General features: G+C 36.5%; 7 protein-coding genes, 2 tRNA genes and 3 rRNA genes. 1 reads left to right on the forward strand and 11 read right to left on the reverse strand.

Annotation, left to right across the window (positions count from 1 at the left end; all coding sequences use genetic code 11):
• Positions 1 to 7: 7 nt before the first annotated feature.
• Together M666_RS01765 and M666_RS19870 are read right to left on the reverse strand one after the other, a co-directional pair.
• Complete coding sequence (locus tag M666_RS01765; RefSeq protein WP_029445240.1) at positions 8 to 3,622, reverse strand: SusC/RagA family TonB-linked outer membrane protein; 3,615 nt, start codon at positions 3,620 to 3,622, stop codon at positions 8 to 10.
• Between the two features lie 173 nt (positions 3,623 to 3,795).
• On the reverse strand, positions 3,796 to 4,959 hold the full coding sequence (locus tag M666_RS19870) for a FecR family protein (RefSeq protein ID WP_024479209.1): 1,164 nt from the start codon (positions 4,957 to 4,959) through the stop codon (positions 3,796 to 3,798).
• Positions 4,960 to 5,147: 188 nt separating this feature from the next.
• Between M666_RS19870 and M666_RS01775 the strand changes: the two genes are divergently transcribed.
• On the forward strand, positions 5,148 to 5,612 hold the full coding sequence (locus tag M666_RS01775; RefSeq protein WP_024479208.1) for an RNA polymerase sigma-70 factor: 465 nt from the start codon (positions 5,148 to 5,150) through the stop codon (positions 5,610 to 5,612).
• 522 nt (positions 5,613 to 6,134) lie between these two features.
• Here M666_RS01775 and rrf read toward each other — a convergent pair.
• From rrf to M666_RS01820, 9 genes are all read right to left on the reverse strand, one after another.
• Positions 6,135 to 6,246: ribosomal RNA gene (gene rrf / locus M666_RS01780) — 5S ribosomal RNA — on the reverse strand.
• A gap of 178 nt (positions 6,247 to 6,424) precedes the next feature.
• Positions 6,425 to 9,257, reverse strand: a 23S ribosomal RNA gene (locus tag M666_RS01785).
• 236 nt (positions 9,258 to 9,493) lie between these two features.
• Positions 9,494 to 9,567 (reverse strand) — tRNA-Ala (locus M666_RS01790).
• 173 nt (positions 9,568 to 9,740) lie between these two features.
• A tRNA-Ile gene (locus tag M666_RS01795) sits at positions 9,741 to 9,814 on the reverse strand.
• Positions 9,815 to 9,953: 139 nt separating this feature from the next.
• Positions 9,954 to 11,472, reverse strand: a 16S ribosomal RNA gene (locus M666_RS01800).
• Together the 16S, 23S and 5S rRNA genes with 2 tRNA genes alongside form the textbook arrangement of a ribosomal RNA operon.
• Before the next feature lie 390 nt (positions 11,473 to 11,862).
• Positions 11,863 to 13,863 (reverse strand): putative porin, encoded by a 2,001-nt coding sequence (locus M666_RS01805; protein ID WP_029444855.1) that lies wholly within the window; start codon positions 13,861 to 13,863, stop codon positions 11,863 to 11,865.
• 228 nt (positions 13,864 to 14,091) lie between these two features.
• Positions 14,092 to 17,328, reverse strand: coding sequence for a VCBS repeat-containing protein (locus M666_RS01810; protein ID WP_029444856.1), 3,237 nt, complete (start codon positions 17,326 to 17,328; stop codon positions 14,092 to 14,094).
• A gap of 128 nt (positions 17,329 to 17,456) precedes the next feature.
• A complete protein-coding gene (locus tag M666_RS01815) occupies positions 17,457 to 18,965 on the reverse strand; it encodes a RagB/SusD family nutrient uptake outer membrane protein (protein ID WP_029444857.1) in 1,509 nt (502 codons plus the stop codon).
• Between the two features lie 14 nt (positions 18,966 to 18,979).
• Entirely contained in the window at positions 18,980 to 22,243 is a 3,264-nt protein-coding gene (locus tag M666_RS01820) for a SusC/RagA family TonB-linked outer membrane protein (RefSeq protein ID WP_029444858.1), read from the reverse strand.
• Positions 22,244 to 22,358: the final 115 nt, after the last annotated feature.

Raw genomic sequence — 22,358 nt, forward strand, 5'->3', positions numbered from 1 at the left:
TTTAATATTAAAAACCTAGATTAAGTGATAATGTAAATTGTCTTGTTATAGGCTGTGAGACCCCACCAGATCTAAAAAATTCTGGATCCTGACCATTTAATCGAGCATCTGAATAAATCATAAAAGGATTTGAAGTAGACAATTTTAGGTTAAACGTATTCAAACCGAGATCCTCTATCAATAACTTTGGAAAACTATACGAAAGACTAATGTTTTTCATTCTAATAAAATCCCCATCGACTACTCTAACATCCGAAAAATTATACGCATTATAGGCTCTAAATAAATTAGGGATTTCATTAATTAACCTACCACTTGCAATCACAGGTACATTTGTAAGCGCCTCATCTCCTGGAGAAATCCATCTGTTCTTAAACTCCGAAGTAAATACATTCAAATCTGAATAAGATTGTGCAAATTTAGGGTCTAGCCTAATTTTGTTTCCACCTGAAGCAGATACTAAGAAACTAAGAGAAAAACTTTTATACCTAAATGTATTTGAAAAACCTGCTGTTTTTGTAGGCTCAATACTTCCTTCATATTTTAAATACGAAGTAATATCATCTACATCTTGAAAATTTGCACCCGTAACACTATTCTCTTCATTTCCGGGATCTTCTGGTAAAATATAATTAGGCAAACCTCTATCATCTAAGCCTGTAAATTGAAAGGAAAATAAAGATTGTCTGGGAAAACCTACAACATTACCTCCAGTTTGATCTACTAAGTCTAAAACGTTAGGCTTATTCTCTAAGGCCGTAATTTTTTGATCTAAAGCTGACAAATTTAAAGTAGAAGACCAGCTAAAATTAGGTGTATTGATAGGTTTAACCGTAATAGAAAGTTCTATCCCTTTAGTTTCCATATCAGAATTATTACCTTGTTTTATAAACTCTCCACCAACTCCAGAAGAGCGTACAAAATCTATAAGATCAAACCCTTTTCGTTGATATACATCCGCAGAAAAAAGAACCTTATTTTCATACATTCCAAAGTCTAGTCCTAAATTGGTTTCATATTGCTTTTCCCAAGTTAATTCTGAATTCTGTAATTCATCAATATTCAAAAAACGTTCTCGAGAATTAATATCCAATCTATTGGTTATATCATTTCTAAAGATGGCCAGTGAGTTTGTTGCAGGACCAGCAGTTGCCGTAAGACCATATGAAGCTCTAAGACCTAAAGAATTTACAAAATCTACGTTCTCTAAAAAGTGTTCTCGCTTCATATTCCACTTACCACTCACAGTCCCTGTTGGCAACCAACGAGAAGATTTACTTCTTCCTTGTCTATTTGACCCATCATAACGGCCTGTTACAGACAATACATATTTACTGTCATAGGCGTAGGTAAGCTTTGAAAATACACCAAGCGTGCGTTCTTTTTCGCTCTCTAATCCAAAATAATCGTTCTTTTCTCCAAGCGTTTTTGCAAATACCTCAGGAATAGTAAAAGGTGTTAACCCTCGATCATATTGCAACCCGTAACCAATAAAGAAATCTTCCTCTCTATCTATATACCGCATTTCCTGACCAAGCAAACCACTAACCTCATGTTTTTGATTAAAGGTGTTGGCATAATTTATACTATTTCTAACATAAAAATTTGTCAGTTCGTTACTCGTATTTCTATAAATTCCGCCTTGTGGTAAAACTGAAATAGGAGGAGCCGTAGGATTATTAGGGTCTCTATATAAGAAAACATTTGAATTACGAACAATTGTAGTCTCTTGAGATCTATAAGCTGCTGCTACATTAGAATTCTCTGTTATATTATGATCTCTATCTGAAACAACATACCTCACAGAGCCTAAGAAATCATAATTCAAATTTTTGGTTATTTTATAATTACCTTCTAATTGGAAACTGATGTCTTTTACTTTTAATTCGATCGTATTATTATCTAATTCATTAAAAATATTAAAGGGAGCCCAGTTGGCTCTGTAATATTCTAAATTTCCATCAGCATCTCTTGGTCTTATTGTTCTATTTGTTGATAATGCATAGTTAAATGGGTTTATATCAAAAACCCTAGAAACACTACCTCTAAAACTATCTTCTTCTCTATTAAACGTTCCAGGGGCATCTTGATCCCTGATAGCCCCGTTAGACCCTAGCGTCAATTTAAATTTATCTGACAAATAGTAGGTATTTTTAACTTTATACGTAAGCCTACTCACCTTATCTGCAATTGTCCATCCCGGATCATTAAAGAAACTTAAGGAAGTATAGAAACTATTATTCTCACCACCTCCCGAAAAACTCAAGGTATGATTTTGTGTCAATGAAGATCTAAATAACTGTTTAAACCAATCTGTATTAGCTTGTTCATATTGCTGTAAAAATTGATTTCTTGATTCTATGTTATTTTGAACTCCAAATTGCCCACTACTTGTATCATATGCATTAATTTGCTGCGCAAGGATTGTATAAATACCACCATTTCTATTTTGCGCTACACTAGGGAAATCTAAAAAACCTTTAGCTTCAAGTTCATTAAAAATACTCACCGTTTCTTTTGAATTCAGAATATCATAATTCCCATACCTTGGAATATCTCTAACCGTCTGCTCTAAAGAGTAATTTACTTTTAGTTTAGATTTTCTTTTACCCCCTTTAGTTGTAATTACGATAACTCCGTTTAATGCACGAGCACCATATAATGACGTTGCAGAAGCATCTTTAAGAATATCTATTTTTTCAATATCATTTGCATTAAGACCAGAGATAGAAGAACTTATTAATGTAGAAGCATCTCCTGAAATTAAAGCATCAAAATCTGTGTTGACAATATCTTCCTGAATAACCCCATCAATAACCCATAATGGTCTTGTATCACCAAAAACAGAGGAAGCACCACGAATTGTGACTTTAGGTCCAGAACCAAAGGTCCCTGTAACGTTCTGAATGTTTACTCCTGCAGCTCTACCCTCCAACATCTGGCTGACATCTACCAAACCATCAATCTTTAAATCTTGAGCAATAATAGAGCTAGAAGCCCCCGTAAAGATTCTTTTGGATGTTTTATCATAACCCGAAACTACTACTTCCTGCAAAGCCGCAACATCTTCAAGCAACTGCACCGTTATATCATTTTTATCTTTAACAACTACTTCTGTACTTTTAAACCCAAGACCTTTAAATAATAAAATATCACCTATAGCGGCCTCAATCGTAAAATTTCCATCAAAATCGGTAATTGTTCCTCTCGTGGTGTTTTTGATTAAGACGGATATGCCTAACAAGGGAATACCATCTTCATCTAATACATTTCCCTCAAGATTAAATTTATCTTGCTCAGAATTGTCCTTTACTATCTTAGGCTTCTCACGCTTTAAAATTATTTGTTTCCCTAGAATTTGATAAGAGATATCTTTTCCTTTGAATATTATGTCCAGTATATCTTCCACATACTTGTCATTAACATCTATAGATACTATATCCTTTGAATTTACTTCAGAGTTTTTAAAAAAGAATTTAAATTCTGTTTTCTTTTTTATCTCTTTAAACAATTCTTGGTACGTTACTTCGTTAAGATTTAAAGTGATTTTTGTATTCTGAGAATAAATACTAGCACTTATTCTACATAAAGATAGAATAAGCATGATCGCAGTAAGTTTCATTTTCAAATCGAATTTAAATAGATTGCCTAGATAATGGCAATTATTATATTGTTTTTTCATACTTTTAATATGATTTTAGAGATTTCGCGTTTTTAAAATTTTTGTGTGAATCGAGGGATGCTGGAACATCTCTCGATTTTTTTGGTTTTAGTTATTTTATGTCATATAGTTTACTAGGAATTTAAAGGGTTAATGACCACTTTTTGGTTATTTATTTCGAACTTAAAAGGCATTGTATTTTTAAAAGTCGTTAATACGTCTTCAATAGATTCTAAATCAAACTGACCCGTAAACTTCTCATTCAAAAGAGTATCATAGTTGTTTTCTATTGAAACATTATAAAATCGTTCTAATTTCTTAACGATAACATCAAAAGATTCATTTTCAAAAACTAAGACCCCATCTAACCATGCTATGTGACTTTGAACATCTACAGAGACGACACTGCCGGGTGCATTAGTTGTATAGTTAAATTGTTCGCCGGGTGCCAAGAAAAATTCGGTATCACCATCAGCACTAGAGCTTATACTAACTGCGCCTTCTACAAGAACAACATCATTAGAAACATCATTATCATAAGAGGAAATATTAAATTCCGTTCCCAAAACGGTGGTCTCAAAATTCTTTGTATTTACCACAAATCTATTATTAGAATCTTTTTTGGCTACGTTGAAATAAGCCTCCCCTTTTAATTCTACGATACGTTTCTTGTCTTTATTGAAAAAAGTCGGATATGTTAACTTAGAACCTGAATTTAGATAGACTCTAGTTCCATCAGACAATACAACCTCCATTCTCTTTCCATAAGGAACGTAAATCTCATTGAACTCTACTGCTAACAGTTCTTTGTTCTCTGAATAATTATACAGAATACTATTTCCCTTTTGCACCGCAACAACTTCACCTTTTTTATTGAATATTTTATTAGATTCAGTTTCATCTATTGCTTTAGTTTCACCAGAGCCAAGTTTTAAAACCACCTGATCAGAAACTTCCGTAGTATAAATAGCATTATTAGTGTAGATTAAGATAGATAGTCCCAAAACAAACAAAGCAATAGCAGCAGCATATAAATAAGACTTATTTGTTTTAAAAAAGGAATTTTCAGTACTGGAATTATAAGCAATTTTCTTCGCCAAAAATTTCTCAAAAGCAGCATCAGAATCAAAGTGCACATTTTCAACCTCAAATAAATGATTTACGATAATAAATTTTTTTAATAGCGCTACATTATCAGACACTTCTAATTTTTCCTTAAACAAATTAAGTTCATTAGGCGATAAAGTGTTATTTAAAAATTTAGAAATTTCAATGTTGTTTAACTGACTATTCTTCATTAAGTAGTTGATTCTTTATAGTAAGACTTAAAAAAAATAGAATACCCTTAGTTTTATGTTAAGAAATTTTAAAAAAAGTATTAAATTTAAAATTAGGATACACTATTAAAGAAATTCAACTGAAAAGAAAAGAACAAACATTAGATATTAGAAGCCTTAGAAAAGGCGATGACGATCTATTCAAAGTATTGTATAAACAACATTACAAAAAATTATGTATTTATACTTTCGGACTATCGAAAGACAAAGTATTGTCTGAAGATATCGTGCAAAATGTATTTTTTAATTTATGGAAGAATAGAAAGAAAATAGAAATCAGTAGTTCCTTGAGTTCCTATTTATTTAAAGCGTGCTATAATGAGTTTATTGATAATTATAAGAAACAACAAAAAAATATTGACTACCTAACAGAGATACGGATTTCTGCCATGGACTTTTTCATTGATGACAGTATTGAGATTACAAATGAACACAAAGTAACACTCATTAAAAAAGCAATTGAAACATTACCTAATAAATGCAAAGAGGTTTTTATAATGATAAAAATTGAAGGCTTGAAATACAAAGAAGTAGCTGATAATTTAAAAATATCTATTAAGACTGTTGAGGCCCATATGTCTTTGGCACTGAGAAAAATTAAAGAGCAAATTTAAGAAGCTACTCCGCCCTCAAAATTAAAATTCCCAACGACATACTTTCTTTCTTGATTTGGTTTTAGCTAAGTATTAAATCCAAAAATAATCCGACTTCGTATACGCTATTCCGGAATGAGCTTATCTCACTCCCTTTTACATTCAACATAAGAAAACAATAAAGGCAGCCCTAAATACCAGATCTATGCAAGCACATAAGGCGGTAGGTTTTAAAGAAATGGTTAGATATACTGCTAACGAGCAAGAATGGGTGGTGGTACGCATGCACCTCTAAGAAATACTCAGACTTAATTGCACACGAACTATAGCATTTAGATTATACGAATACCTTTTGAATGCCACCAATGCCTATTAATAGCCACTAAGAACTACTAAACCGTTATAAGCAACTATTAAGGTAATCTACTCTCAGGAGTAATGCGTTTTGGGATACTACAGTTACTAGGAGTAGGAATCATCAAGGATATGAACCTTATATAAACAAAAAAAGTCCTCAATATTTCTATTGAGGACTTGATTAAAAAAAGGCGACGACCTACTCTCCCACTTGGTATAGCAGTACCATCGGCGCTGATAGGCTTAACTTCCCTGTTCGGAATGGTAAGGGGTGGACCCTATCGCCATGGTCACCTTAAATCGTTGTACTACACAAATGCATAGTAACTAATATTGTTAACATATTAAAGGGACAAAATGGTGTATAAAACACGCACTATAAACACAGTTTTAGATTAAATCTAAAGTAAGCTACGATTTTTGGTTATTATATCTTTAAAAAAAGGAAGTCCGCCCCCTAATCAAAGGGGGCAAGTTGTGCAAGCCTATGGGCTATTAGTATCACTTGGCTACAGACATTACTGCCCTTCTACCTATGACCTATCAACGTAGTCATCTCCTACGGCCCTTTAAAGAAATCTCATCTTGTGGCTGGTTTCGCGCTTATATGCTTTCAGCGCTTATCCAATCCCGACATAGCTACCCAGCAATGCTCCTGGCGGAACAACTGGTGCACCAGAGGTCAGTCCAACTCGGTCCTCTCGTACTAGAGTCAGATCCACGCAAATTTCTAACGCCCGCAGTAGATAGAGACCGAACTGTCTCACGACGTTCTGAACCCAGCTCGCGTGCCACTTTAATGGGCGAACAGCCCAACCCTTGGGACCTTCTCCAGCCCCAGGATGTGACGAGCCGACATCGAGGTGCCAAACCCCCCCGTCGATATGAGCTCTTGGGGGAGATCAGCCTGTTATCCCCGGCGTACCTTTTATCCTTTGAGCGATGGCCCTTCCATACGGAACCACCGGATCACTATGCTCTTGTTTCCAACCTGTTCGGCCTGTATGCCTCTCAGTCAAGCACCCTTGTGCCATTGCACTCTACGTACGATTACCAACCGTACTGAGGGTACCTTTAGAAGCCTCCGTTACTCTTTTGGAGGCGACCACCCCAGTCAAACTACCCACCACGCACTGTTCCCTAGTGTTAGGGTTAGGCCCTAGATAAGCAAAGGCTGGTATTTCAACAATGACTCCACAACGCCTGGCGACGCCGCTTCAAAGTCTCCCAGCTATCCTACACATTACTTACCCAGAACCAATACGAAGCTATAGTAAAGGTGCACGGGGTCTTTTCGTCCCACTGCGGGTAACCGGCATCTTCACCGATACTACAATTTCACCGAGCTCATGGCCGAGACAGTGTCCAGATCGTTGCACCATTCGTGCAGGTCGGAACTTACCCGACAAGGAATTTCGCTACCTTAGGACCGTTATAGTTACGGCCGCCGTTTACTGGGGCTTCAATTCAATGCTTCGCCGAAACTAACATCTCCTCTTAACCTTCCAGCACCGGGCAGGTGTCAGGCCCTATACTTCATCTTTCGATTTTGCAGAGCCCTGTGTTTTTGATAAACAGTCGCCTGGACCTCTTCACTGCGGCCCTCCTAAAAGGAGGGCGACCCTTCTCCCGAAGTTACGGGTCTATTTTGCCTAGTTCCTTAGCCATGAATCTCTCGAGCGCCTTAGAATACTCATCCCAACCACCTGTGTCGGTTTACGGTACGGGCTGCTTCACTTGTTTTTCTCGGAGGATGTTACGCTGGATTATCGACGCAGCCGAAGCTTTGTCGTACTATCGGGGTGTTACCACTCCCTTCAACGTGCTATTCCGTCAGCACGCACCAACACCACATCCCCGTCACTTTTAGCGTGAGCAGGTAGCAGAATATTAACTGCTTGTCCATCCACTACCCCTTTCGGGTTCGCGTTAGGTCCCGACTGACCCCCAGCTGATTAGCATAGCTGGGGAAACCTTGGTCTTTCGGCGTGCGGGTTTCTCGCCCGCATTATCGTTACTTATGCCTACATTTTCGTTTCTATGCGTTCCAGCAACCCTTACAGATCACCTTCAACACACATAGAATGCTCCCCTACCCCTCTGTACCGAGTACAGAAGCCATAGCTTCGGTGGTATACTTATGCCCGATTATTATCCATGCGGAATCGCTCGACCAGTGAGCTGTTACGCACTCTTTAAATGAATGGCTGCTTCCAAGCCAACATCCTGGCTGTCAATGCAATTCCACCGCGTTATATCAACTTAGTATACACTTGGGGACCTTAGCTGATGGTCCGGGTTCTTTCCCTCTCGGACATGGACCTTAGCACCCATGCCCTCACTGCTGCAAAACATTTTATAGCATTCGGAGTTTGTCAGGAATTGGTAGGCGGTGAAGCCCCCGCATCCAATCAGTAGCTCTACCTCTATAAAACTATTGCAACGCTGCACCTAAATGCATTTCGGGGAGTACGAGCTATTTCCGAGTTTGATTGGCCTTTCACCCCTACCCACAGGTCATCCCAAGACTTTTCAACGTCAACGGGTTCGGTCCTCCACTTTGGGTTAACAAAGCTTCAACCTGCCCATGGGTAGATCACACGGTTTCGCGTCTACTACTACTAACTATGGCGCCCTATTCAGACTCGCTTTCGCTACGGCTCCGATTCTTAAAATCTTAACCTTGCTAGTAAAAGTAACTCGTAGGCTCATTATGCAAAAGGCACGCCGTCACCCCAAAGGGCTCCGACCGCTTGTAAGCGTATGGTTTCAGGATCTTTTTCACTCCGTTATTCACGGTTCTTTTCACCTTTCCCTCACGGTACTGGTTCACTATCGGTCTCTCAGGAGTATTTAGCCTTACCGGATGGTCCCGGCAAATTCATACAAGGTTTCACGTGCCCCGCACTACTCAGGATACCACTATCAATAACGTCCTTTACTTATACCGGGCTATCACCGTCTTCGGCCTATCTTTCCAAATAGTTCTAATTCATCGCGCATCAAATAGCGTGGTCCTACAACCCCAGCATTGCCGAAACAATACTGGTTTGGGCTAATCCGCGTTCGCTCGCCACTACTAACGGAATCACTTTTGTTTTCTCCTCCTCCGGCTACTTAGATGTTTCAGTTCACCGGGTTTGCTTGATCTTACGATCACGACTGGCCTTCAACCAGACAGGTTGCCCCATTCGGATATCCGCGGATCACAAGTTGTGTGCACCTCCCCGCAGCTTTTCGCAGCTTATCACGTCCTTCATCGCCTCTGAGAGCCTAGGCATCCCCCATACGCCCTTTTCTAGCTTGTCACTAGTCCTTTTTATTCTATTATATATAATTACTACTGTATAAATACAGCAGTACCTCTATCGTACTTTACTCTATTTTTAAATTTGTGTTTACTGTGATTACAATACCCCTGAAGATAATTGTAATTCACTTTGTCCCAATATGTCAATGAACTTTTTCCCCCTCCTACTCCCCCAAAGGGGGAGAGCACTTACTCGTGCTTATTCCTTCCCTTAGGGAAGGCTAGGATGGGATAGTGGAGAATATCGGAGTCGAACCGATGACCTCCTGCGTGCAAGGCAGGCGCTCTAGCCAGCTGAGCTAATCCCCCGTCTTTTAGTGATCAGTTAACAGTTATTAGTTAACAGTACTTATAACGGCTATACTCAACCTCTAAAATTTCCTTTCAAGTGATACTAATTTAATTAGCATCCTTATTTTAATGAACGTTTTTCTAAACCAAACTCTTAATCAATTCCTTAACTAAAAATCTACTCTAGGCAGTAGTCTCAGGCAGACTCGAACTGCCGACCTCTACATTATCAGTGTAGCGCTCTAACCAGCTGAGCTATGAGACTCTCACTTTGCGAATCTTGCGACCCAATCAATATTATAATAACATAATTATAAGACAGCAATTTGAACTACATAACATAACTAAAAAAATATAAGGACTAGAACTCTTTCGTTTTTATTAATTGAGATGTCTTTCTCTAGAAAGGAGGTGTTCCAGCCGCACCTTCCGGTACGGCTACCTTGTTACGACTTAGCCCTAGTTACCGATCTTGCCCTAGGCCGCTCCTTACGGTGACGGACTTCAGGCACTCCCGGCTTCCATGGCTTGACGGGCGGTGTGTACAAGGCCCGGGAACGTATTCACCGGATCATGGCTGATATCCGATTACTAGCGATTCCAGCTTCACGGAGTCGAGTTGCAGACTCCGATCCGAACTGTGATCGGTTTTATAGATTCGCTCCTTATCGCTAAGTGGCTGCTCTCTGTACCGACCATTGTAGCACGTGTGTGGCCCAGGACGTAAGGGCCGTGATGATTTGACGTCATCCCCACCTTCCTCACGGTTTGCACCGGCAGTCTCGTTAGAGTCCCCATCATGACATGCTGGCAACTAACGACAGGGGTTGCGCTCGTTATAGGACTTAACCTGACACCTCACGGCACGAGCTGACGACAACCATGCAGCACCTTGTAAATTGTCCGAAGAAAAGTCTATCTCTAAACCTGTCAATCTACATTTAAGCCCTGGTAAGGTTCCTCGCGTATCATCGAATTAAACCACATGCTCCACCGCTTGTGCGGGCCCCCGTCAATTCCTTTGAGTTTCATTCTTGCGAACGTACTCCCCAGGTGGGATACTTATCACTTTCGCTTGGCCGCTCAGTCCGAAAACCGAACAGCTAGTATCCATCGTTTACGGCGTGGACTACCAGGGTATCTAATCCTGTTCGCTACCCACGCTTTCGTCCATCAGCGTCAGTGTATAGTTAGTGACCTGCCTTCGCAATCGGTATTCTAAGTAATATCTATGCATTTCACCGCTACACTACTTATTCTAGCCACTTCACTATAACTCAAGACCGCCAGTATCAAAGGCAGTGCATACGGTTGAGCCGCAGCATTTCACCTCTGACTTAACAGCCCGCCTACGGACCCTTTAAACCCAATAATTCCGGATAACGCTCGGACCCTCCGTATTACCGCGGCTGCTGGCACGGAGTTAGCCGGTCCTTATTCTTACAGTACCGTCATCAATCTACACGTAGATCTTATTCTTCCTGTATAAAAGTAGTTTACAACCCATAGGGCAGTCTTCCTACACGCGGCATGGCTGGATCAGACTTCCGTCCATTGTCCAATATTCCTCACTGCTGCCTCCCGTAGGAGTCTGGTCCGTGTCTCAGTACCAGTGTGGGGGATCTCCCTCTCAGGACCCCTACTCATCGAAGTCTTGGTAAGCCGTTACCTTACCAACTAACTAATGAGACGCATGCTCATCTCTTACCGTAACCTTTAATATTAAACCGATGCCAGTCTAATATCACATAAGATATTAATCCAAATTTCTCTGGGCTATCCCTTAGTAAGAGGTAGATTGCATACGCGTTGCGCACCCGTGCGCCGGTCGTCAGCGGAGCAAGCTCCCTGTTACCCCTCGACTTGCATGTGTTAGGCCTGCCGCTAGCGTTCATCCTGAGCCAGGATCAAACTCTTCATCGTTGTTTTGTAAATATTATATAACATCTATTAACCAACTAATAAATCATCCGAATCCTAGCCCTCTATATTCTTTAAGCTATTATGTTAATTCAATTTATTTAATTACCGTTTCCAGTAATTAAACGCTGTCTTACAATATGTCAATGAACTTTTTATCTCTTTTACTCTCCGCTTAATTACGTATCGTTGTTTCCCTAAGCGGCTGCAAATATACACCCTCTTTTAAAACCCACAAGCGTTTTTGGAAAGTTTTTTTAAAAAAAATTACACACACTTCGCAATAACCACTATTACAAGGTTTTATAATGAAAAATAATTAATAGCTAATATGAAATAAACGCGAAAAATGGTTTCACCATTCAAAAATGAATACCTAGAAGGACATCACTACTAACTAAAAAAGTTCCAAACAACACCAAAACGCACAATAAAATCTCGATACGGATTGTCTGGCGCAGAAAAATAGTCATAATCTTTCTCTCTAAAAGAAGAATTAAAATGCTCTGCCTTTAAATAGATACGTGTTTGCTGCACTTTAGCATTAATAAAGAAGTCTAACAAAGGGAAACCTCCCAAGCTTTGATTGTTCTGTATATAGAGCTCTCCTAATAAAGGGTTATAAGCATTCATATTACAGGAAGAGAAATATTTAAAGATTATCCCTGTTTGCAAGTACATAGCTTTCTTAAACACCTCTTTGGAATAATACAATGAATTTCTAGTGGTGAATTGCGGAACATTAAGCACATCACTACTTTGAGATACGGTTTGATACATGACGGTATTATCCAAAGCAAAATTACCTAACTTAAATTCTTTAGTATACTTCACCTTTATATAGTTAACGCTACTCGTCTCCTGAAAAGGCTTAATAAATTGATTTTCACTTTCCGTATCCAAAACTGCTACAGAAGGATCTACCGCAAAATAAGTGTAATTATCCAAGGTTGTAAATTTCGCAGACAGACTTCCTAAAAATTTAGCATCCAAATTAAACTCTAGACTATTGGTCTTTATCTTATCAAACGTGCCTGAATTATCCCAATTGTAATTACTATAATCACTTTGATACAATAGATAGTTGAAATTGGGCATTCTAGAAGAAGAATGTAGCTTCGCCCCTAAAGACAATACATCCCCTAAAACATAACTAGCTTCTGCATTGAGAATAGACCCCGTTAAATCTCCAGTAAGATTATACGCAAAATCTCCTTTGACATTAAAACCTTTAATTCTTTTTTGATAATTAGCCCCAATAGAGATCTCATCACCTTTGAGCTGCGACCTTAAAGTCTCCGTATCTGTAATAAGGACACTATTGAAAGAGTAATTATAATTATATACATTTAAGTTAGCCTTAAGCCTGCCTAAAGTGGTATTATAAAACTCTGCACTAAATTGATTATAAAAAGCTCTTAGTCGCGCTTGATCCGAAAGATCTGTAGCAACGAATGCTTCTCCAAAAAAATCATTCTGACTATCTTGAGTGAACTGATAGTACTTGGTTTCATAATTAAACAAATGACCTAGCGCCAACGATGTTTTTTCTACCACACTAGAGTCATTATCCTTCTTTATCAACTTGTATTGATTTTCAAAAAAATACCTTTTCCCTAAAATTTTACTTTCAGCATCGGTCAAATTAACATCTATCCTTGATCTATCTGAAAAGTCAGAATCTCCAGAAATAAATTGATCCTCCAAATCACTCAATCCCCCATTTTCTTCATTTATCAAATCTTGCGCAGCAATATGCCCCCTGAAAGAATATCTTTTATTCTCACTTAAATAATTAGCGCTGGTTCTAAAATTACCAGCTTCTGCCTGACTATTGTTATACTTCCCATAAGATCTAAACCCCTTATAAGCAATAGCATAATTAAATTTCTTGGATACATTAAAAGTTAATAAGATATCTAGAAATTGCCCCTCCTCGAATACGGTTTTAAACATCACATCTGTCATAGGCGTAGGAACATTGTAATAATCAATATCTTCCATTTCCATATAATTATGATTCTTAGCTATGGCACCAAGTTTTGGATAGAAAAAATTAGGCTCAAAATTATATGCTAATTTATTATAAGGTTGCCCCATATTAGCAAAGGGAAGTAATTCAAAATCATCTTTTCTCAGGTAATTATATTGATACTCTTTCTTGATAGATAGCGTAGTATCTACAAACGTAGTATCTCTATAAAATGAGACTATCTTATAATCACTTACAACTGGCTTATACTCCTCTGCACCTGCTACAGTATCTTTTTTCTTCTCCAACTCCTTACTTGTTTTAGGAATCGCAGCAACCTCTTTACGATTGGGAATTGAATCCTGTTGACCAAAAACAGCAGCTGAACTTAAAATAATAAATACCAGTATAATATATCTCATTGAAAAACACTTATAATAGCAAAGGTAATTTTTTAAGTTTTAATAAAATGTGAAAGTTTTGCGAATGCAAGAGAACTAAAAAATAAATAAACCTAAGCAAAGGTTATTAAAACACATGCTTTTGGCAAAAGATTAAAAATTAGCATTTTTTTAGGAATGAATAAAAAGTGCATACTCTAAGACGATAAAATTTAAATGAGAATACCACTCCATCAATAAACTACCCCTCTATTCATAACTATACACTTCAACTTTATCATTATTAGGAAAGATAACTAATAATGACCTATCTTTCTGTTTAAGCACTTTAACATCACGAATCTCATTACTAAAAGGTTCTACTCCTAAATCAGACAAGGGCTGGTACTCATTTATACTTTTAAATATAAACCCCTTTAAAGAATAATAACCTCCGTTGTAATTATTAGTGCGTTTTAAATTCCCTGATATAATAATTTCACGACCCCTATTGTTTATTGATATTTCATCAAAAGAATTAATTGGACCTAACTGAAGTTCTCCTGAGAAAGGGACAAACTTATCAAAAGAATTGTTTACATTTTCTAAATATCCCGAGTACAAATTATCAATTTCATAAATTTCACTTTTGTCGACAGCTACAGCACCAAAAATATCTTTTACACTTTTAAGCGCAAAACTTTTATAGGTTGGAAACTTTTTCCGAATAAAGTTCATCTGGTTTTGCAGCTCATCTTTTGAGTTGATAGGATAATAACTATCTCCTCTATTGTAAGCCAAGACTGTTTCTGATTTTCCATCAGAATTAAAATCTGAATAATACATTCTGAGCGGCTTGTCCGAAAAAGCACTTAGCCTAGTGTTTTTTCCCCAATTGCCCAATAAAATATCTAAGTCTCCATCATTATCTGCATCATAAACAGTTATACCCTGCCAAAGACCATTCATCCTATCTGGCACATCTGATAAACGTAAGCTTCCTTTATTATTCAAATAAATTTTTGGAGTATCCCATTCTGTAGCAACTACAAGGTCCTCAAACCCATTTTTATCAACATCAATCCATTGAGCCGAAGTTACATGAGAAACTAATTTGAAAGTATCATCTATTGCAAACTTACCACTACCATCATTCACCAAAATATAAGACGCAACCGATTTTCCAAAATCTCCTTGCTTAGATAAGTTACCCACAAATAAGTCTTGATCGCCATCCCCATCGTAATCTGATGCGACCACGGTAGAACTATTCAAAATATTATCAGGAATTAGATCTTGTGTTTTTCTAAAATTACCATTATCATTAATATACAATCTATCACCCTGAAAAGCACTCATACCAATTTTATGAATACCGGAAGCCACATATAAATCTAAATCACCATCGCTATCAGCATCAAAAAAAACAGCACTATTATCTTCGAACAAATAATCTAACTCTATATCCTTGATCATTTTTCTTTTTAAAGAAAGACCATCGTTCATATACAATACAGACTTTTCCCCTGAGGCGCCACCTATATAAATATCATCGAAACCATTATTATCAATATCCCCCTGAGCAACTGCAGGTCCAATCATAGAAACCTTATATGGCAAAAGTTTTTCATACAAAAAGTCATCATACATATCTTCAGTAGACGTATGCAAAATTAGATCTTCCTCTTTATTAAAAGTTTTATATGGAATATCATTTAAATAAATATAAGGGTTATTAACATTTAAGTAATCAACAACATGCGATTCATTAACTTTTGGACTAATTAAAGTTTGATATGTATTATTAGGCCATATAATCTGCACGGAATCAACTGAGGTACCTTTTTTTAAACCAAAGTGAATTTTATCATCTACAGATGATAAAAAACCTCTAGATTTATATAATTGTCTAAACTGCTTCATCTCATTAGTAAAAACAATCACTTTAGCACCTAACCCCGCCTTATTCTTTGATAAATATTTTAAGCTGAAAGAAATAAAATCATTTGTACTATTTGATGTATTCCTATATATCCCAGCTTCTTCTTGTAAATTATTAACTACTAAATCTAAATCACCATCATTATCTAAATCAACATATACAGCCCCATTAGATGATGATGGTTTTTCTTTAAACCATTCTCCTGTTCTATTTTCAAATTTACTAGAGCCACCTTCAAATATTTCATTAGAAACCAATCCAGTAGGCATACTATCGATAGATTTATACAGCCATTTCAAACCCTGATCAGAAGTTCTCCCTTTAAACGCATTAGAAACAAAAAATTTAAAGTCCAAATCATTTGGTCTACGAAGAATACCGTTTGCTATAAATAAATCTGTAAACCCATCATTATTAAAATCCGCAGCCAATGGCCCCCAACTCCAATCTGTTGCTTCAATACCATTATATAATGCAGACTCATTAAAATATTTCCCCGCCTGGTTTATCTGCAACATATTTCTAGCAAATTGATCCTTATAACCCAGTTTTGACAATCTTTTGGTCATATGAAACATTGCATCCTCTCCTTCACTTTCCTTAATTACTTTTTCATTGCTAGGCAGCATATCCAAGGTTATTAAATCTAAATAACCGTCATTATTAAAATCAGCTGCATCACTACCCATTGAGAAACGACTAATGGTAGCAAAAGAATTCTCTAACCGCTCTGTAAATGTACCATCCTGATTATTTACATAATAATAATCATCCTCATGAAAATCATTACAAACATAGATATCATCCCAGCCATCATTATTAAAATCAGCGATTGAAGCACTCAATCCATATCCATTAACTCCTCCAAAAATTCCAGAAACATCACTAACATCCTTATAAAAACCGTTTTCATTCTGCAATAATACATCTCCCACAAAAGGAACACGATTCTCTCGAACGTCAGCAAAGCCATGAGACAAGGTTGTATGTACAGCATGATTTACAATATAAACATCCAAATCCTCATCTTTATCATAATCAAAAAAATAAGCCTGAGTAGCATACCCCTCAAAATCAAGGCCATAACTCTGAGCATCTTCCCTAAAAGTACCATCTCCATTGTTAATAAAAAGTTCATTTCTGCCTCTAAAATCCAACAAACCGCTAACAGCACACACATAAATATCCAAAAAGCCATCGCCGTTAATATCAACCATGGTACTTCCTGTATTCCATTCAGAATGCCCCCCTACTTTTGAAGTGTCGGTTACATCCTCAAACTTAAAATCACCCCTATTTATGTATAATTTATTTTCATTCATGTTTGATACGAAATAAAGATCTATCAGACCATCATTATTCACATCCCCTGCAGAAACACCTCCACCATTATAGAAATACAAATAATTTATTATACTCCGATCTTCAGTTTCCGTTAACTCATTTACAAAATTAACTCCAGTATCTGAAGAATTTAATTCTTCTAAAAGATAAGTTGCGTCATTCCCATGAGAAGTACAAGAGTTAAAAAAAGACCATATAAAAAGTGGAATCAAATATTTCATTAATAGGTTTGTTTTAAGAAATTTTAACAAATTTAAGAAAATATTAAGAAATAGCTATTTGTAAAAGAAGTTAAACAAAAAAACCACCCTTGTAGGGTGGTTTTAAAATATTTAATTACAACTATTATCTAATTCTGAGTCGTAATATTATTATTATCCTGAAGTTCTTGTTGAGGAATTTCAAAAGTTAAACGCTCATCATCAAAAGGAATTGGAGTTCCCGTGAAAGATAAGTGATTAGCACCTCTAACAATAGTAGCCTTATTACGCTTCATTGCTAAATAACTTTTTCCCTCTCCCCATAACTCCAAACGAGTTTGAAGGTAAATCTCATCTAATAAAGCTTGACCACTTAATGCATTTATATAAGTAGCATCACCTACTCTAGTAGATACAAAGTTAAATAAAGCCGTTCTAGCAAGACCTTCTTGACCTGAGTTTGCAAGTGCTTCGATATTTAACAATAAAGGCTCTTCATAACGCATGTAAATATAATCTGCTTTTACTATTTGAGATGCTCCGAATAAAGTTCTATCCGAATCATAGAATTTATTTAAAGGCTGTAAAAGAAAGTCAGATTCTGAATCATTCTCAAACTGACCTCTACGAATATCATCCGCAGGCATACTTTCATACAAATCAACATCTATAGATTTGTTATCCCCGAAAGCTGCATAACTATAAGAGAAAGCATCCATTTGCCCCCACCAAGAAACCAAACCTAGAGCGATATCTTCATTAAGATCTACACCCCACATCCATCCTTGAGATGCAACATCATTAAACCCTCCAAGAATACCATTAACAGAATCATCAGCCTCCATTGCAGAAGCCGTAGTATTAGCTAAAGCATTATTCGTAAGTGTTACTACATCATCCCATCTATCTCTTCTAGAAGCTAGAACATACGCCAAGATTGTCTGAGCAACGGATTTATCAACTTGGGTTTTAGAAGGTCTAGCATAACCATCTAAAAGAGAAATGGCTTTTGTTAAATCATCCTCCATCAAAGCATATACCTCCTGAGTTGTAGATTTCGGATTCCCTATGAAACCAGGCTCGATATAGATAGGTAAAGTTTCAGAATTCCAAGAAGCTTCTACATCATTAATCATGTATTGAGTTAAGTAAAAGTAAGCATGTGCTCTCATAGCAAAAGCTTGACCTAAAGTGAATTTATTATCATCAGTTTCAGGAATCGCATCATTACCACCTAAACTTTCAATAACCAAATTAGATAAATTAACGATTCTATAGTAGTAACGCCATACTTGATAATTTTCTTGTTGCGTAAAATCTGTTCCAGCTTGCATTTCTGTAATCCTAGAACGATACCAACCATAAGTACTTACCGATAATGCCATATCACTAGATAGCATATCCCCATAAATATCATACCCTTTTTGACCAAAATCTTGTTGAGATGTAGTACCACCTGTTCCTGTTGTAAACATTGTTGCATAAATACCCGTAACAGTAGCCTCTCCTAAAGATGGGTTAAGTAAAATTCCATCAGACAATTGATCAGAGTTTATAACCCCACCTGTCGGCTGTTCGTCCAAAAAGTCATCTTCACAGCCTATAGCAAAAATTGCTAGGCACGCTAACCCTAAAATTGATTTTATATTATTTTTCATATTTTCTTTTTTTTTTAAAATTTAGCTTTAACTCCTAAAGTAAATGTAGAGATAGGAGCATAAAGACCTCTATCTGAATTACCACTTTCACTAGTAGTTGGATTAAATCCTTTTCTAGCGCCCTTGAAATATAAATTATCTCCAGAGACATAGAAGTTAAGACCTGCCATTCCAATATTATCTAAAACCTTCTTAGGAACATTATAACCCAAGACAACATTATTTAATGATAAGAAGTCAGTTGAAGTAATAAAGCGTGTAGATCTACTATTAACATTTGCAATAACTCTATCTGCAATCAAAGGAACATCGGTAATGTCACCTGGCTGTTGCCATCTATTTCTAACATCAACGTGTCTATTCTGAGCGATAATACCACCATTGTTGTCATGTATTAATTCTGAATATTGAGAGTCATAAGCCCAACCCCCTAAAGAATAAGCAAATTGAGTAGAAAGCGTAAAATCATACAATTTCGCGTTTAATCTAAATGCACCTGAAACATCTGGAATCGCAGATTTACCAACAAATTTCTCAGTTGCATCAGAATATGTTTTAGTTGTTTCACTGTTTACATTAGCTGAAGGATTTTCATCTAAATATCTAGTAAGAGAAGCAATGGTAGCATCGCCATCATCGAATGTTCCATTTCCATTCACATCATCATAATATTGATTCCACATTGGGTAACCATCCTCCGGATCAACACCAGCATATTCTCTCATATAGAAGTCATAAATAGAACTTCCATTTGTATAACCATATGATCCAACTTGATTTAATATTGAAGGTGCTCCTGTTTCTGGATCTATCGGCATAGTTGTCAACTCATTATTCAACATAGCCCCATTTACTGAGATATCCAATTTGAAATTATCTGAATTAAAAACATGACCCGTTAAGTCAAATTCAAGACCATTATTCCTAAGAACACCATCATTAACTGTAATTGTAGCAACACCAGTTGAAGGAGATATTCTTCTATCAAAAATTAAATTATCAGTATCCTTTATATAGTAATCTATATTAGCATCAAGAAAACTACCAAAACTAACCTCTGCACCTACTTGATACATATTCGCTGTTTCCCACGTCAAATCAGGATTAGCAAATACTTCTGGAGCTACCGCAAATTCACCCCCTACGTTTGTAACATTGAATGTATTTAAACCTGTATAATAATCAACACCACCTTCATCACCAGTTCTACCGTAAGATGCTTTAAGCTTTAAAAACTTAACTAGATTACTATTAGACAAAAAGTCCTCATTTGAAGCTACCCAAGCACCACCAACAGAATAAAAAGTATCCCATTTATTGTTAGCAAATCTTGAAGAACCATCTCTACGAACCGTACCTGTTAAATAGTACTTATTATCATAATCATAATTTATCTGGCTAAAGTAAGACTCTAAGGTTCTAGCTTGAGTGCTACCTGTAGGTTGTTGAATGTTAACAATATAATTGTCTAATTCTTGTCCTTGAGGTATAATTGCTTTTCCCTTAAAAGCTGTAGCAAAAGATTGGTCAAATTTATTGCTTTCATGTGCTGCTAAAATTTCAAAAGAATGTTGACCGAAGTCTTTCTTATATCTTAACAACTGTAAAAAGTTAGTAGTAATATTCTCTGTTGTGCTTTGAAATAAATCTCCTTCATTAGAAACAGAACCACCGTAAAATTGGTTTCCTATAGATTTAAAAACATTATTAGAGTACTGAACACCGTAAGTTGATTCAAGATTTAAACCACTTGCAATGTCAATATTAATATTAAAACTACCTATTACTTCATTTTTATCACTACCATTAAAATCATAAAGAGCAGAAGCTATTGGATTTAAACCATTAGAATTTGGTCTATCTCTAAAACCAGAAAGAGAACCATAATCATATTGATTACCTCCAAAAATTGGGTCAGCTACTAATTGAAAATTATCATCTCTTAAAAATACAGGATAGATAGGATTCATCTTATCTGCAAATTCAAAAAGGTTTTCTGCACCATCTGTTTGACCATTACTAACACTTTCAGAATAAGTATACCCCAAGTTAGCTCCGATATTTAACCATTCTTTAACTTGAGAGTTTATATTTAGACGTGTATTTAACCTCTTATAACTAGAATTAATTGAATACCCATCATCTTTTAAATATCCCCCTGAAAAGAAGTACTTAGATTTTTCATCTCCGCCACCCATTCTCAAATTCGCTTCTGTTCTAAATGAAGAATTAAAAGCAAGATCTTCATATCTTTCTGGCGTATATCTTCGTGTCACCCCAGCTCTTACCTGACCTGTCGCAGGATCTATTAACTCAGCACCATCAGCAACATTCCACATATTATAACCAGGAGCAATAATAGAAGTAAACAACGTATTGTTTACTGTATTAATAGCATCTGTGTTTCCATTAAGAAGTTCTCTATTAACTTTAGCTTCCCACATTAATCCTATTGCCTCCTCTGGAGAAGTAATTACCTCATACCTTGGCAATAATTGGGTGTTGATACCCGTTTTCACATCAACTTCTATATAAGATTCATTAGAAGAACCTGATTTCGTCGTAATCAAAATTACACCGTTCGCCCCTCTAGAACCATAAATCGCAGTTGCAGTTGCATCTTTTAAGATTGTAGTACTCTTAATATCTGAAGGATTAATAGCATTTAAACTACCCGTGTCTGCGAAATCTCCATTTGCATCCAAAGATTGTGTCGTTAAAGGAACACCATCTACAACATAAAGAGGTGCCCTGTTACCATTCACCGAACCGAAACCACGAATACGTACCGTTGCAGAACTACCTGGTTGCCCAGAAGCACTGATAACAGTTACACCTGAAGCTTCACCAGCTAAGGCTTTAGAAACGTTAGAATAATTCTTCAATTCAATATCTTCAGCTTTCACTGTCGTTGCGGTTCCAGCAAAAGCCTCTTTAGTAGAAGTACCATAACCAACAACGACAACTTCTTCTAACGCTTGAGCGTCTTCCATTAATTGAACGCTCACAGAAGCCGAAGCCCCTACAACTTTCTCAACAGTCTTTTGCCCTATATAACTAAACTTTAAACGCTGTCCTTCACTTGCGCTTATAGCATAATTACCGTCAAAATCTGTTTGTGTTCCTTTCGTAGTACCAACTACTAATACAGAAACACCAGGCAAAGGTAATCCCGACTCATCGGTAACCGTACCTGTAATCGTTTTCTCTTGTGCAAAAGAAAAACTCATCATTAACGCCAACAAAGGCGTTAAAATCCATGTTAATTTCGATTTCATTTAAATAAATTTTTGAATTAGTCAATTACAAAAATGATAATTAAAAGTTAATAAAACAAGGAATGGTTCACTTCTGAGTGTTAATTTGTTAAAATAATGTTATTTATTATGATAT

The organism is Cellulophaga baltica 18 (genome assembly GCF_000468615.2).
GTDB lineage: Bacteria > Bacteroidota > Bacteroidia > Flavobacteriales > Flavobacteriaceae > Cellulophaga > Cellulophaga baltica.

Coding starts and splice junctions, on each gene's coding strand:
- M666_RS01815 (WP_029444857.1), bottom strand. CDS start 18,965: ATGAAAAATAATATAAAATCAATTTTAGGGTTAGCGTGCCTAGCAATT.
- M666_RS19870 (WP_024479209.1), bottom strand. CDS start 4,959: ATGAAGAATAGTCAGTTAAACAACATTGAAATTTCTAAATTTTTAAAT.
- M666_RS01810 (WP_029444856.1), bottom strand. CDS start 17,328: ATGAAATATTTGATTCCACTTTTTATATGGTCTTTTTTTAACTCTTGT.
- M666_RS01765 (WP_029445240.1), bottom strand. CDS start 3,622: ATGAAACTTACTGCGATCATGCTTATTCTATCTTTATGTAGAATAAGT.
- M666_RS01820 (WP_029444858.1), bottom strand. CDS start 22,243: ATGAAATCGAAATTAACATGGATTTTAACGCCTTTGTTGGCGTTAATG.
- M666_RS01805 (WP_029444855.1), bottom strand. CDS start 13,863: ATGAGATATATTATACTGGTATTTATTATTTTAAGTTCAGCTGCTGTT.